We start from the raw sequence: 14,124 nt of genomic DNA on the forward strand, positions 1-14,124 counted from the left end.
ACCTACTTCGCTTTCTTCATTTCTGACTGCTGGCGCAGCGCGTCTGCGAATCCGGCAAGCAGCCCGCTGGTGAGCATCGTCATGTTGGCGCCGTACTGGCGCACGGAGTCGATCCCGGGCGCCGAGCCGGCGCGATACGAGCCGATGCGATTGGCGAATTCGCTCATCACCTGTGCGAAGCGCACGCCGGCGTCTGCGCCGACACGCTGAGCGTGCAGCGAGAGATCGACGAGTTCACGGCGCAGGTTGCCGGTGGTGGCATCGGCAATCCGGTCGGCGACCGCGACGTAGTCCTGCTGCAGTACCTGCAGGGCCGCGAACGCATTCTTCAGATCGTTGTCGGAAAACTCCTTGCCGCGCGCCGCCAGCGCCTGCAGTGCCGCGTGGGTCGCCAGCGATGAAGCGTGCAGCGCCTCATCAAGGCCGCGGATCGCCTCCGCGAAGGCCTCGCGTTCCTGCGAGCCCTCAAGCGGCGGCTTCGACACGCCGCCGCTCATGGTCCGCACGACTTCCTTGACGCCCTCGGTGTCGAGGCGACCGCCCGCCAGCATCTGCGCGGTCAGTTCGCGCACCCGCTCGCGGATCGCCTGTTCTTCGGCCTGCGCTTCAACCGGCGCAGAGGCAGCGTTCCCCGCCGGCGCTGTGGGATCCGTCATTTCGCACCCTCCTGTGAAACGATGGGAAGGACAGGATAGACCAATTTGGTGCTCGTTGATGACAGGCCATCGCACGCGGCGCTGGGTTCATCAGCGCTGCTGTCAACAAGGCGGCTCGACTCGGTTCGGTCGGTCACCGCAGAGATCCTTCGAGCCGAAGAAGACGGTGAAGGTCCCGTGGTCCCGTCGGAGTTCAGCTTCACGTTGCTGCCGTTGATGACACTGTCCTCGGACTTGATGAGTCCGTCGGAGCCCATGAAGGCCTCCACCGAGACGCAATACACGACGGAGTTCGTGTACCGGAGGCTATTGATCATGTACTGCACTTTCTGGAGAAAATGGACGCGATCGATACTGAAGGCGAAAGGACCGGGATGTCGGCCGACACGTGGTGGAAGAACGGAATCGTCTATCAGATCTACCCGCGCTCGTTCCAGGATAGCGACGGCGATGGCATTGGCGACCTCGATGGAATCCGCGCGCGGCTCGACTATCTCGCCTCGCTCGGCATTGACGCCGTGTGGATCTCGCCAATCTATCCCTCGCCGATGGCGGACTTCGGGTACGACATTTCCGACTTTTATGACATTGACCCACACTTCGGAACGCTGGACGGCTTCGATGCCTTGGTAGGCGATGCCCATTCACGGGGGCTCAGGGTCATCCTGGACTTCGTGCCGAACCATACGTCCGACCAGCATCCGTGGTTCGTGCAGAGCCGCAGCGCACGCAGTGACCCGCGGCGCGACTGGTACCTGTGGCGCGACCCGGCGCCCGACGGCGGGCCGCCCAACAACTGGCTCAGCAACTTCGGCGGCCCGGCCTGGACCCTCGATCCGACGACCGGCCAGTACTACTGCCATTCGTTCCTGAAGGAGCAGCCCGACCTCAACTGGCGCAACCCCGAAGTGCGAGCCGCGATGTACGAGGTGCTGCGCTTCTGGCTTCGGCGCGGCGTCGACGGTTTCCGTGTTGACGTTCTCTCGCAAATCATCAAGGACGCGCAGTTTCGCGACAACCCGCCGAACCCCGACTTCACCCCGGGCCAGGACCCGTTTCACCGCTGGTTGATGCTCTACAACACCGACCTCCCGGAGGTGCAGCAGATCGTGGTCGAGATGCGCCGCGTGGTCGATGCGTTCAGCGACACACACTCGTCGCGCGTGCTGATCGGCGAGCTCTACCTGCCGCTCTCGCGCCTGGTCGCCTACTACGGACTCAACGCCCGGGGCGTGCTCGAAGGCGTGCAGTTGCCCTTCAACTTCCAGCTGATCGCGACCGAGTGGCAGGCGGCGCGCATCGACCGGCTGGTGCGCGACTACGAGGCCGCCTTGCCCGCCGGCGCCCAGCCGAACTGGGTGCTGGGCAATCACGACAAGTCCCGCATCGCGAGTCGCGTCGGGCCGCGGATGGCGCGGCTCGCGGCCATGCTGCTGCTCACGCTGCGCGGCACGCCAACCCTCTACTACGGCGACGAGATCGGCATGACGGACGTCCCCATCCCTGTCGACGAGGTCCAGGACCCGTTCGAGAAGAACAAGCCCGGCATGGGCCTGGGTCGCGACCCGCAGCGAACGCCGATGCCGTGGAGCGCCGCATCGAACGCCGGCTTCACGACCGGCGCTCCGTGGCTGCGCCTGGCGGACGACTGGCGCACGCTCAACGTCGAAGCTCAGTCACACGACGCAGGGTCGATGCTGGCGCTCTACCGGCGCCTCATCGCGTTGCGCCGTGCGCAGCCTGCGCTGAAGCGGGGCAACTATGAAGCTCTTGACGCCGGGGACGAGGTGCTTGCCTATGCGCGCAACGGCGAAGGACAGCGGCTGGTGGTGCTCTTGAACTTCGGCGCCACCTCGAGGCCGCTGTCAAAGGCGTTGGTGACGCGCCAGTCGATCGTGCTGGCATCGACCGACGCCGCGCGCGCCGGATTCATCAAAGGGCCCCTGGTATTGGCGCCCTACGAAGGCGTCGTTATCTCGACGTAGCTGTGCGCATGCCAGCGCACGCGCACAGGCCGTCTTGCGTCGGCAATGGTTTCCGAGTTCACGTCCTTGCCGCTGCCGTAGTTGATCTGCCGGTCGGGGCGCCTGTTGAGGCCGATCAGCAGCACGATGCGGCTGCCCGCCGCAAGCTTGCAAGCGGTCACGCGCTCGGCGGTGAACGCAAGCAACTGACGCTCGCCGGCCCTCAGAAGCCGGCGGCGTACGCGATGGCCGGCGTAGCTGGCGCGGAAGTCGTAGGGCTCGAACAGCAGCTGGTATTCACCGCTCTCCGTCTGCTCGTACAGCGAGATGTTGAAGTCCACGTCCTGCCGCGAGGGCGTGATGTCGAACACGCCGCGCAGGCTGCCGTCGATCTCGGTGTCCTCGGGCAGCGGATCGCTGACGAAGCTGATGCTGTTGCGCGTCGGCAGTTGCTTCACGCGCAGCGCGTTCGACCACGGGATGTGCACGTCACGTCGATCGGCGAGATCGACCGAGAGTCGCGCGCTGCCACCGCCTTCGGATGGCGATGGCGACAGGCGGTGCGGGTCGTCGCGCTCGCGGGTGTCGAGGTACAGGCGCAGACGGGTGCGCTCCGGCGAGTCCAGCGTCGGCGCATGGCGCCACCTGTCCGCGCCCATCACCTGGTAGTTGACGCGATCCAACAGGAGAGAAGGCTTGTTCGCGCCCTTCAGGATGTGGTCGAGCCATTGGTAGCGCAGCTCGGGCAGATCGACGCGTGCGACGGGGTCGAGCGTGTAGCCGCGCAGCGTTGCCGCCGTGCCGAGCCGGATCGAGGTCGCGTCGTAGGGGCCGAGCAGCATCGTCGTGTCTGCCTGTGGTCGGTGGCGACGATGCTCGTGGTGAAAGTACAGCGCGCCGGCGTCGGCGCCGTAGTAGCCGGCGAAGCTGAGTACCGGGATGTCGATCCGCGCAAACTGCTCCGCCGACGGCAGGAACTTCTGCCAGAAGCGATCGTGACTCGGGTGCGTCAGCCAGGTTCGGATCAGCCTGCTGCGCCTGCCCAGCAGGACGCGGTCGATGTCCCAGTACGGGCGATCGCCGCGATACCAGCGCGCGTCGAGTGCCTGCCATATCGCGTCCGGGTCGGCGTCGGCGTCGATGTCGGCCCGCAGGGGCTCGAGGGTCGCGTGCTCCAGCGCCCAGCGCACCATGGCGTTGCGGAAGATCTGCCCGGCCATCGGGAAGTCGATGCCCGGCGCCATCGGCGCGATCGTGGCGATGGCCTTGAGTGCCGCCGGTCTCCTGCGGGCGGCCGCCCAGGCGGCGTAGCCCGAGTAGCCGTCGCCGAGCATGGCGACGCGGCCGTCGCTCCACGGCTGCCGGGCAATCCAGTCGATGACGGCGGCAGCGTCTTCGCCGTCGTGAACAAACGGCCACACGGCGCCCCTGCCCTCGGGTGTGCGTCCGCGCACGTACGCCGTGACGCCGACGTAGCCTTTGACAGCGCTGCGCTGCGCGTCGTCCTCGGCGGGATCGAGCGTGAAGCGCAGCAGCGTCGGCAGGGCGCCATTCGCGCCGCCGGGCCGGACCAGGCTGGCATGGATGACGCCCCCACGCACGGGAATCCGGACGTCGGCCTGCGCCACGTAGCGGCTGCGGTTTTCCGCCGCAAACAATTCGGGCAGCAGCGAACCGAAGCTGCGACGCGAATCGTACGAAAGCCAGGTGCGCACGAGCGCCACAGCGTCGGCCTCCGGGAGGCTGCCCTTCGCGCGCCAGAGATCGAATGCTTGACGGAGTGGCTCTCTGTAGACGGCCAGCGGGGTTTCGAGCCGCGCCATGATGACCTGGGCTTGCGCATTGTCGAGCGGCGACACCAGCTCCTGGAACGAGCGCGCATAGGCTTCGGCGAAGCCGAGGCGCTCGTCCGCTTCGAGCACGCGTGCACGCGCATAGATGCCGTCGAGGATCGCGCGCTCCGTCAGATCGTCGAACGGCTTGCCCTGGCGTCGGCTGCGCAGGGACTTGCTGCTGTCGTAGGCCGCACGGTAGGCGCCGGTGACGATCTGCAGAGCGGTCACGTTGGCCAGGAAGACATCGGTGTTCGCCTCCTGGTAGACCGGCAGGATGCGCTGCGCCAGATCTCGCATCAGGTCCGCGGCGGTGGCATCGTCTGGATCGCGCGGTGGTCGGAAGCCGAAATTCCCTGCCCAGGCCCACGCGGGCAGCGCAAGAATCAGCCGAATGAGGGCGCGACGCGCACGACGGGGGGTCGGCACAGGGCGTCTCATGGGCGCTGCTCCTCGGGCACGGCGGTCGGCGCCTTGACCAGATGCACCACCTGCGTGAACAGCCGGTCGTGCGCCTGTCCGGCTGAGCCGATATGGACGATGCCCGTGTGCGCGAGCTTGTCCAGCACGTCGATGATCAATTCGAGCGTGTCGTCGTCGAACGCGCCGAAGGCGTCGTCCATCACCAGCCAGGCCGGCGCCTGCAGCACCACGCGGGCGAAGCCCAGCCGCAGTTGCTCGTCCATGCTGAGCTCGCGCTCCCAGCGACCCGTCTTGTTCAGCAGTTCTTCCAGCCGCTGAAGGCCCACACTCGCCAGCGCGGCCACCATGGCTTCCCTCGGATAGCTCGACGGCTCCATCGCATACGACAGCACTTCGGCCAGCGTGCCGCGGGGAAGGTAGGGCGTGCCGCGCGGCATGTAGTGGATCGCCTCGCCGCGGGGCCGGCGCACGGTGCCGGAGCCCCAGGGCCAGAGGCCCGCGAGCGCCCGGAACAACAATGTCTTCTCGGTGCCCGGCGTGCCGAGGATCAACAGGCGCTGACCAGGGTGCACGACGAGATCCGGGGCGTCCAGCCGATCGTGCCCGGTCCAGGCGCGAACCTCGAGCGCTTCGATCGAGAGGGTTCCGGCTTCGCTCTCCTCGTAGGCGATGCGGCTGCCGCCCGCTTGTGCCTCCAGATCGGACGCCAGCATCTGACGCAGGTCGGCGACACGCAGCAGCGTGGCGCGCCAGTCGGCAATGATGCTGAAGTTGTCGACGAACCAGCGCAGCGACGACTGCGCCTGCGTGAAGGCGGCGGCGGCCATCATCAAGCCGCCGAACGAAACCTTCCCCGAGAAGTAGAGGGGTGCGGCCACCAGCGTCGGCGCGATGATGGTGACCCAGCCGAAGCCCGCGGTGACCCAGGTCAGGTTGGTCAGCCCGAGCACCACGCGCGATGTGGCGCGCAAGACGTCGCCGAAATGCATGGCGACGCGACGCTTCTCGTCGGCCTCGCCACCGGCCAGGGAGATGCCGTCGAGATGCTCGTTGATGCGGGTCAGCGAGAAGCGCAATTCGCCTTCGCGCGCGTAGCGCTCGGCGTTGCGCAGGATCAGGCCGTTGCCGACCCAGTAGGTCATCAGCGAGCCAACGACCGCATAGACAATCGCCGCCCACAGCATGAAGCCCGGCAAGACATGGTCCTGGCCGTCGTAGAAGATGCTGAAGTCCTTGGAGAGGACCCACAGCACGCTCGCGAAGCTGCCGAACAGAATCGTTGCCTGCAGCAGACCCACGCCGAGGGCGACCGACAGGTCGCACAGCTTCAGCGTGTCTTCGTGCATGCGCTGATCCGGGTGGGCGCCCATGGGTCCGCTGGCCTGAAGCCAGAACGCCCGGCGCGGATGCAGCCACAGCCCCACGAGGTCATTGACCACGGCATCGCGCAACTTCAGTTGCAAGGTTTCGCCCAGCCACCTCTGCGCGACGTTCAAGACCAACAGCACGCCCGCAATCACCGCGAAGACGCCGACCTGCACGATGAAGTCGCTCAGGTCGCGACGTGAGATCGCGTCGTAGAACGGCTTGTTCCAGCTATTGAGCTCGAGCTGTCCATACGCCGTGAGCGCGATGACCACGACGATTCCGCTCATCAGCGCGACCAGCGTTTTCCCGACCGGCGACACTCGCAAGGCGCCGAGCAACTCGCGAACCTGACGGAAGACGCCGGTCCTCGCAACCGGCTCGACATCGTTCTGCGACGTTGCGCTCATCACCGCTGCGACGCCTGACAAGCGGTGGCCGCGATACGGCGCGCCGAGACACACGAAATGAACGCGGCGTGGCTCCAGGCCAGCTGCTTTGCCGAGGTCTGCGCGCCGCTGCGCTGATCGAACTGCTCCGACAGATCACCACTGGCCGGCGTGTAGGCGCGTACGGTGGCCAGGTAGGCGTCGCCGCGCTCAAGCCAACGGGGTGCATTGCCACCCAGCGCCGCGACGCGGAAGCAGAACTCGGCGGCACCGAGCGTCGAGAAGTAGTACGCGCCGCCGGAGTAGTACACGTCGCCGGCGTAACGGCCCATCGCCGGGCCACGGCCGGCCGCACGGGCGTGGTTGATCGGATAGATCGCATCGAACAGCGCGTCGAGTCGCGCCAGCGTGGCCTGCATGCGTGGATCGGCCGGGCAATGCCTGACCTCTGTGCCGAGGCTGTGGATCGCCGACAGGATCACCGCGATGTCCAACGCCTTCGGACTGGGACTGCCGTCCGCCAGCTCGCGTGAACGGTAGTAGCCACGGGTCGCGTCGCGATCGTCTGACCGGTCGTCATGTTCATTGACCCAGAAGTCGTCAAGCAGGCGGAGCACGGCCCGCGACTCCTCCCGACAGCGCTGCGCCTGCGCCGTGTCGCCCAGGCCCTGCAGCCAAGCTGCGCCTTCGGCCAGCGCGGCCGCCGAGACGCGCAGCGTGTAGTAGTGATGGCCGCTTTCCTCCTCCCAGATGTCGAACGACGGCTCGCGCCAGTAACGCAGCGTGAAGTCGATGTCGAAGCGGATCAGGGCAGTGACCTCCGCCAACAGGGCCGCGTCGAGGTGCCCGCCGTCCACCCAGCGCAGAAGCGCCAGTGCGCGCAGTGGCGGCCCATCGTGCTGGGGGCGCGACCATCGGGCGACATCGAGCGTTCCGTCGGGGTTCACCCGCGTCTCGGCGGCAACGGCCTCGCCGTAGGCGCTCGCGAGGTCCAGGTCCTCGCGCAGGTACTGCAGGAATTCGGGGATCACGCGCGCCCTGCGGTCCGGCACCGCGGCCATCGCGCGGCCGTCGAGTCGGTTCAAGTCAAGGCTGAAGCGAGTGAAGTCGCGCAGATGCTGCAGGGCTTCGTCGCCGACGCGTCGGTCGACGTAGAGCAGGCGCAGTGCATCGATGACGACGGCCGAGTCGCGGAACCAATGAAAGAAGTAGTCCGGGTCCGGGTCGTAGCCGCCCAGTACGGGCGACGCGACGATGGCGCCGGCGATCGGACGCACGGTCTGACCGAAGCCTGGGCGATGCTTGACGATCGACACCGGCGAGACGCTGGACAGCATCCCACGCGTCGAATGGCCGAGCTGTGCTTCGAGCCAGGACTCGAAAGCCGGGTCTTGCTGGCTCGCCACGCTGAAGGTCACGGTGCAGGCGCCCTGAGATGCGGGCTGCTGAAGTCCAGGGCACGCAGCCCGGCCTGCACTTCGGGCACGCTCATGAACAGCTTCCACAGAAGGCCCGTCCGATGGTTCTCCATCATCACGACGATCGGGCCCTGGTCGATGGCCAGATAGGTCTCTGCGAACCAGTCGCGCTGCTCGCAGAACGCATCGACGAAGCCGTAGTCCCTCCACAGTCGCGCGCCATGCACGGTGAGGAAATGCCGCAGCACCTGCATCACCTCGGCGGGCGCATACGGCAGGCTGGCCAGCGCGGCCGTCGGCGAGATGGTGCCGTTGTCGATGTCCGGCGCGTGCGCGAGGTAGCCGTCGGGGTCGTCGCTGGCGGTCAGGCCCCAGCACGTTTCGCCGTAGCCACGGTGGCCGTGCGGATTGACGACGCAGTGCGCGCGGTTGATCCGCAGGTGGCGGCAGTTGAGATCCCAGTAGTCGGCGTAGCGATCCTTCAGGCCGCGCGGATCGAGGCCGCAGAACGAGTAATGCGTGAAGAACAGCGGGCCGCCGTACGGCATGCCCAGCGGCAACTCGATGCCATAGTACGACCGGCCGTTGACGAAGCCCCGCCCCGCCGCGTAGCCGCTGTGGTAGACCCGCGGATCGATCGCATGGCGCGGCGCGGCCGCGGCCAGCAGGTACGTCATGAGGCACTCGTCCCAGCCGCGCACTGGATGGTTCATCGCCCAGCCGTGGTTCGGGCTCCAGTGCCAGTACAGAACATCCCGTCCGCCCCGGGTGAACCAGTCCCATTCGACGTCGTGCCACAGCGTGTCGATGTCGCTTCGCAGTCGGCGCTGCGCAGCCGTGTCCTCACTGAAGTACTGGCGCGCGCACAACAGACCCATGACGAGGAACGAGGTCTCGACCAGATCGCCCGCATCGTCCTTGGGGCTCATCGGGATCGCCCTGCCGCTGGCGCCGTCCATGAAGTGCGGGTAGGCACCGTGGAAGCGCGTGGCGCGGAACAAGGCGTCCAGCATGCGCCGCAGGCGATCCAGGGCTGCGTCTCGCATGACCCAGCCGCGCTCGACCGCGACGATCAAGGCCATGACGCCGAAGCCCGAGCCACCAATCGCGACCCGCTCGTCGGCCCTGTCTTCGCCTGTGAGGCCGACGAGCGTGCGGCGGTCGAGCGCCAGACCGCTGGCTGCATCCGCACCGTCCCAGAAATAGCGGAAGGTCTGGCGCTGCACGGCCTCGATCAAGGCTTCATCGGGCAGGGCCGCCAGTGCCCCTGGGTTCCTGTCATCCTTCAACACGAACGCCTCCTGTCCTCGTGACTTGGTGTGTCACGTTTGGTTTCATAGAGTCATCGGCGCCACGCGACCGATGGCCCCCCGCAGCATGCCATCATCAGGCCCCCTTGGGTTCTGCTTCGAAGTCTCCTATGAGTCGCATCGACACCCTCATGGCCCGGATGACGCTATCCGAAAAGCTGGGCCAGCTTACGATGACTGCCTCCGGCTACACGGTCACCGGGCCGGTGATCGCGGGGGACTCCACGCAGTCGATCATCGACGGCACGATCGGCAATCTGCTGAACATGGTCGGAGCCGGGCCCGTGCACGAGATGCAGCGACTGGCCGTCGAGAAGTCACGGCTCGGCATTCCGCTGCTGATCGGCCTGGACATCATCCACGGCCATCGCACACTCTTTCCGATCCCGCTCGCGGAGGCGGGCATCTTCGACGAAGACCTCTGGGAGCGCACGGCGCGCGAAGCCGCGCGCGAAGGCGCAGCCGAAGGTCTGGCGATGACATTCGCGCCGATGCTCGACGTATCGCGCGATCCCCGCTGGGGCCGCACCGCGGAAGGCCCAGGCGAAGACCCCTGGCTGAACGCGCGCATCGCGCAGGCCAAGGTGCGCGGCTTCCAGGGAAATGACCTGTCGTCGGCCGAATCGATAGCCGCCTGTGCGAAGCATTTCGTCGCGTATGGCGCGGTCACCGCGGGACGGGAGTACGCCGCCGTGGACATCTCCGAGCGCACCTTGCGCGAGGTGTATCTGCCGGGCTTCGCATCGGCCGTCCGCGCCGGCGTCGCGACGTTGATGCCCGCCTTCACCGATCTCAATGGCGTGCCGATGACAGCGCACATCCCCTTGCTGCGTGGCTGGCTGCGCGGCGAGATGGGCTTCGACGGCGTCATTGTCAGCGACTACAACGCGATCGCGGAATTGATCAAGCACGGGGTCGCCGCCGATCTCGTCGATGCTGCGGTGCTGGCGCTGAAGGCCGGCGTCGACATCGACATGATGGCCGACGCATATCGCAAGGGTCTGCCGATCGCGCTCGAGCAGGGCCGGGTGACGATCGAAGAGATTGACGCATGCGTGCGGCGCGTGTTGCGGCTCAAGGAGGAGCTCGGCCTGTTCGACGACCCCTACCGCCGTGGCGCAACACCGGAGCCCGAGGCAGTCGTCGCCGAGCGGCACGCGCTGGCGCGCGACGTCGCGCGCAGGGCCGTCGTCATGCTGAAGAACGAGCGCGACACCCTGCCCTTGCCCGCCGCGGCGAAGGCGCTGTGTGTCATCGGCCCGCTGGCCGATGCAAGCACCGAGATGAAAGGTCCGTGGTGGGGTGCCGGTGAACACGAGCCGGCCATCAGCGTGCTGGCCGGCCTGCGCGCCGCGCTGCCGCAGACCGACATACGCCATGCACCCGGCGTCGCCATCGAGGGCGACGACGAAAGCGGCATCGAAGCTGCTGCTCTGCTTTGCGACGGCGTCGACGCCGTCCTGCTGTGCCTGGGCGAGCGTGCCTCGATGAGCGGCGAGGCGGCGAGCCGCGCCACGCCCGCGCTTCCCGGTCGACAGCAGGCGCTGGCCGAAGCGGTGACGGCGCGTGCGCGCGCGCTCGGCATCCCCGTCGTCGCGATCTTGTTTTCGGGCCGCCCGCTCGTCGTCCCCTGGCTGTCCGAACACGCCGATGCGCTGCTGGCTGCGTGGTTCCTCGGTGTCGAAGCGGGCCACGCCATCGCCGACGTGGTCACGGGCCGGGTATCGCCCGGCGGTCGCACGCCGATGAGCTGGCCGCGCGCCGTCGGACAGCTGCCGATCTACTTCGGCCAGCGTCCCACCGGCCGGCCGAAGAATCCCGCTGACCACTTCACGAGCAAGTACCTGGACGTCGACAACACGCCGCTGTATGCCTTCGGTCACGGCTTGACCTACGGGCAGTTTTGCTACGACGAGCTTCAGGCCGAGCCGCGGCGCGTGCGCGAGCAGGACACGCTGAAGATCAGCGTCAACCTGCGCAACGTCGGCGCGCGAGAGGCCGAGGAGACTGTCTTCCTGTTCGTTCGCGCCAAGCTGGGCCGTGTCACCCGGCCGCTGCTGGAACTCAAGGGCTACGCGAAGCTGCGATTGATGCCCGGCGAAGCCGGCTCGGTGAAGCTGGACCTGCCGGCAGCCGAACTGCGCTACCTCGGGCCGGACTTGCAGCCCTTGTTCGAGGCCGGCGAGCTCGAGATCCTCGTCGGACCGAGTGCCGAGCCAACAGGGTTGCTGCGCCAGACTATCGAGATGTGCTGAAACCCTGGCAGTCTGAGGGCGACAGGACTGCCGGTGCCCGCGCTCCGGTTCGCCGGCCCTGGACGATCGCTTTGGAGCGCAGCGGACGACTGCTTCGGACCCCGGACCGAAGGTTCGCGAGAGGTGGACGCAGCCGTTCGCACGCGATTTCGTCCTGATCGTCCGTTGCCACCAGCGACCCGTCCGCATCGCCGAACTCGGATTTCCTCGACGATGTCGCCTGAGTCTCGTCGCAATTCGGCTTCAACAAGGTGCGCTACCGAAAGCTGGCGAAGAACCCGGCCCAGATGACACGCTGTTCGCGCTGTCGAAGCTGGGGATCGGGATCGAGGAAAGCAGACCAGCCCCAGGGCTTCGACGTTGAGTCGGTTCTCCTGCAGATCGAGGATGTCCATGCAGTGCTGGCAGAGCGCCTTTGCCAGTTCCATCCGCAACGCGGCGGGGCGGCCTCTGCGGACGTCCAACATCAGCATCGAGACCGGGGTCGGCTCGTCCCCCATTTATGGAATGCGCCACGCCCCGCCCGCGCCCAACTCACGGATGGCGACGCTGATTCGTCGAATGTCCACGGACATCGTTCGCGCGTAGGTCTCGCTCATCGCCGCCGCCAGCCGCTTCTTGTCGCTTTCAGAATAGCTGCGGGTCACGTCTAGCTGTCGGCATGGCACAGGAACTCGATTCAACGAAGCCAACGAATGGCCAATTCTGGCCCGGACCATACATAATGGTATGGACGCCCCCACCCGTGCGGCATCAATGTGCCAGAGTGGAGATTCCTACGTCACCACTCAAGCGAACAGGAGCGTCCACCATGAAGATTACGACAGTCGGCATCGACCTGGCCAAGAATGTGTTCCAAGTCCACGGCGTGAACGAACACGGGATGCCGACAGACAAGGTCAGGCACGGTTCTCCATGGTTGAGGTTCACAGCGGACGGGCGCGGCACATCGGCCCAGCCAGGTCGCACAACTCGACTTCGACCGACGCGAACTCGCAGCCTGACAGGCCGATGTCGCGCAGCGCATGCTCGTTGAGCTGCCGCAGGTCGTCGTGGCGCGGGTGCGTCAGTCGGGCGAGCCCATCGCTGAGTGCATCCTGCCAGCGCTTGGGCAGGCCTTCCACTGCGGCCGCCGCGCGGTGCGAAAGCTGGTCGATGCGGGCAAGGGCGATTGTCGAAGAGGGCATGGTGGACTCCGGTGCGGCGCAAGGGATGAGCATCGGCTCGAGGGCGCCGGCCTGAGCCAAGGTGGTGGGACAGCGGCGAAGCGCTGCACGATGAGCGAAGTGACATGACGGTGCCAGGATGTCGAATCCGCCAGGCGTTGCGTCGCATCAAGCGCCGCGGTCGGCGGGGCGTGGCGGCATGCGCGTACCTCCGTACTCGTCGAGCACGGCGTACGACTGCAGCAGAACGAACAGGATGTGCAGCAAGGTCGTGACATAGCCGACGGCGAGCATGTCCGCAACAATGAAGAATCGCCAGAAGGCGAGATTGACGGCTCCCAGCAGCAGGTGCACTGCCGCGGCGGCGAGATGCCAAGAACGCGCCGGCGCCGCGTGCCAGAACAGCATGCCCAGGATCAACGCGAGACCGTGCGCCTCGATGAAACCGACCGCGGCCGATGGCGTCGCGCTCAGGAAGGCGCCCTGCGGCCCGAGACCGACGGTGACGCCGATCAGATCGGCCAGCAGTCCGGAGACGGACGCAACGCCGAGAAAGATGGCGTCGGCGCGAAGTACATGGCGGCGAAGAGGTGACATGCGAAAGCTCCTGTTGCTGTAGGCAGCGATAGTGCGGGGAGGATGTCGTCAGGCAACGGTTGGGACTCGATCGAAGTTCGGGTGCGACGGTGCGCTCACAAGGGCAAGCGGAACAGCATGAACACCTGCACCAGGCGCACCGACAGCCCGAGATAGGCCAAGACCATGGTCAGGCGAAGAACCATCGGGTGCTGGCGCCTGGCCAGGCTGCGCAAGCCATCGCACAGGTTGAGCAGCAGGAGCAGCACGCCCACGGCAGTGACCACATAACCGGCGAAGTGCACGGTCCAGGTCGCCGGCGTTTGCCCCTGCAGGGGGTGGTGGGCCGCAAACATGCCGGCGGCAATGATCACCGTGCAAGTGATCAGGTTGCGGGCATGGGTGAACACCGTGCTCAGCCCATCCTCATCGAATAGTTCCCGGGCCACGTCGCGCCACGGCGAAAGGGCCTGGGCGTTCGGCTCGGGTTCAATGGCGCCAGGCACCGGCCGCGAATCGGGTTGGGTCGACATGGAACGCTCCGCAGCGGTCGGGCCGGGGGTCGGCCGTGTCGAAGAGCGACGCAAGCGCAATTCGAAGTCGGCTTGCGGGGTAGTGCGGGTGGCGATCGTGTTCATAGTGCGCTCCTGGAGCATGGCCGGGTTGATCGGCGTGTTGTCAGACTAGGCGCCTAGGCGCGCGAAGTCGTCAGCGCGCGGTCGCGTTTCGGTCGGGATGGGGTCAGGCCGCGGGCTGCGGCCGCTTGCCGC

The 14,124-nt window shown here is 66.8% G+C and carries 10 protein-coding genes and 1 pseudogene; 2 read left to right on the forward strand and 9 right to left on the reverse strand.

Annotation, left to right across the window (positions count from 1 at the left end):
- Positions 1-2: 2 nt before the first annotated feature.
- Positions 3-656: a DUF6781 family protein gene (locus tag QTI24_RS28780; protein WP_286605156.1), complete on the reverse strand. Its 654-nt coding sequence runs from the start codon at positions 654-656 to the stop codon at positions 3-5.
- Positions 657-1,030: 374 nt separating this feature from the next.
- On the opposite strand from QTI24_RS28780, the gene QTI24_RS28785 reads away from it, so the two are divergent.
- The gene (locus tag QTI24_RS28785; RefSeq protein WP_286605202.1) at positions 1,031-2,641 is read left to right on the forward strand and encodes an alpha-amylase family glycosyl hydrolase; all 1,611 of its coding nucleotides are present in this window, start codon (positions 1,031-1,033) and stop codon (positions 2,639-2,641) included.
- Here QTI24_RS28785 and QTI24_RS28790 read toward each other — a convergent pair.
- From QTI24_RS28790 to QTI24_RS28805, 4 genes are read right to left on the reverse strand one after another with little or no spacing between them, the layout of a single operon-like run.
- Positions 2,614-4,893, reverse strand: coding sequence for a CocE/NonD family hydrolase (locus QTI24_RS28790; protein ID WP_286605157.1), 2,280 nt, complete (start codon positions 4,891-4,893; stop codon positions 2,614-2,616). The two genes, QTI24_RS28785 and QTI24_RS28790, sit on opposite strands and share 28 nt — an antisense overlap.
- Positions 4,890-6,650, reverse strand: a complete 1,761-nt coding sequence (locus QTI24_RS28795; RefSeq protein ID WP_286605159.1) for an ABC transporter ATP-binding protein/permease — start codon at positions 6,648-6,650, stop codon at positions 4,890-4,892. The genes QTI24_RS28790 and QTI24_RS28795 overlap by 4 nt, the downstream gene beginning before the upstream one ends.
- The gene (locus QTI24_RS28800) at positions 6,650-8,047 is read right to left on the reverse strand and encodes a glycoside hydrolase family 15 protein (RefSeq protein WP_286605161.1); all 1,398 of its coding nucleotides are present in this window, start codon (positions 8,045-8,047) and stop codon (positions 6,650-6,652) included. Before QTI24_RS28800 ends, QTI24_RS28795 begins: the two co-directional genes overlap by 1 nt.
- Positions 8,044-9,339: a glucoamylase family protein gene (locus tag QTI24_RS28805; RefSeq protein ID WP_286605163.1), complete on the reverse strand. Its 1,296-nt coding sequence runs from the start codon at positions 9,337-9,339 to the stop codon at positions 8,044-8,046. Before QTI24_RS28805 ends, QTI24_RS28800 begins: the two co-directional genes overlap by 4 nt.
- Positions 9,340-9,467: 128 nt before the next feature.
- Between QTI24_RS28805 and QTI24_RS28810 the strand changes: the two genes are divergently transcribed.
- Complete coding sequence (locus QTI24_RS28810; protein ID WP_286605165.1) at positions 9,468-11,612, forward strand: glycoside hydrolase family 3 N-terminal domain-containing protein; 2,145 nt, start codon at positions 9,468-9,470, stop codon at positions 11,610-11,612.
- A gap of 353 nt (positions 11,613-11,965) precedes the next feature.
- Here QTI24_RS28810 and QTI24_RS28815 read toward each other — a convergent pair.
- The 4 genes and pseudogenes from QTI24_RS28815 to QTI24_RS28830 all read right to left on the reverse strand — a co-directional run.
- Positions 11,966-12,280 (reverse strand): annotated as a pseudogene (locus QTI24_RS28815) (tautomerase family protein); the annotation flags it as partial.
- A 258-nt stretch (positions 12,281-12,538) separates the two neighbouring features.
- Positions 12,539-12,799: a hypothetical protein gene (locus QTI24_RS28820; protein WP_286605205.1), complete on the reverse strand. Its 261-nt coding sequence runs from the start codon at positions 12,797-12,799 to the stop codon at positions 12,539-12,541.
- Between the two features lie 147 nt (positions 12,800-12,946).
- Positions 12,947-13,375 carry a hypothetical protein gene (locus tag QTI24_RS28825; RefSeq protein ID WP_286605166.1) on the reverse strand — a complete coding sequence of 143 codons (429 nt, stop codon included), beginning with the start codon at positions 13,373-13,375 and terminating at the stop codon, positions 12,947-12,949.
- Positions 13,376-13,470: 95 nt separating this feature from the next.
- Positions 13,471-13,887: a hypothetical protein gene (locus QTI24_RS28830; RefSeq protein ID WP_286605168.1), complete on the reverse strand. Its 417-nt coding sequence runs from the start codon at positions 13,885-13,887 to the stop codon at positions 13,471-13,473.
- Between the last annotated feature and the right edge of the window lie 237 nt (positions 13,888-14,124).

The organism is Variovorax sp. J22P240 (genome assembly GCF_030316855.1).
GTDB lineage: Bacteria > Pseudomonadota > Gammaproteobacteria > Burkholderiales > Burkholderiaceae_C > Variovorax.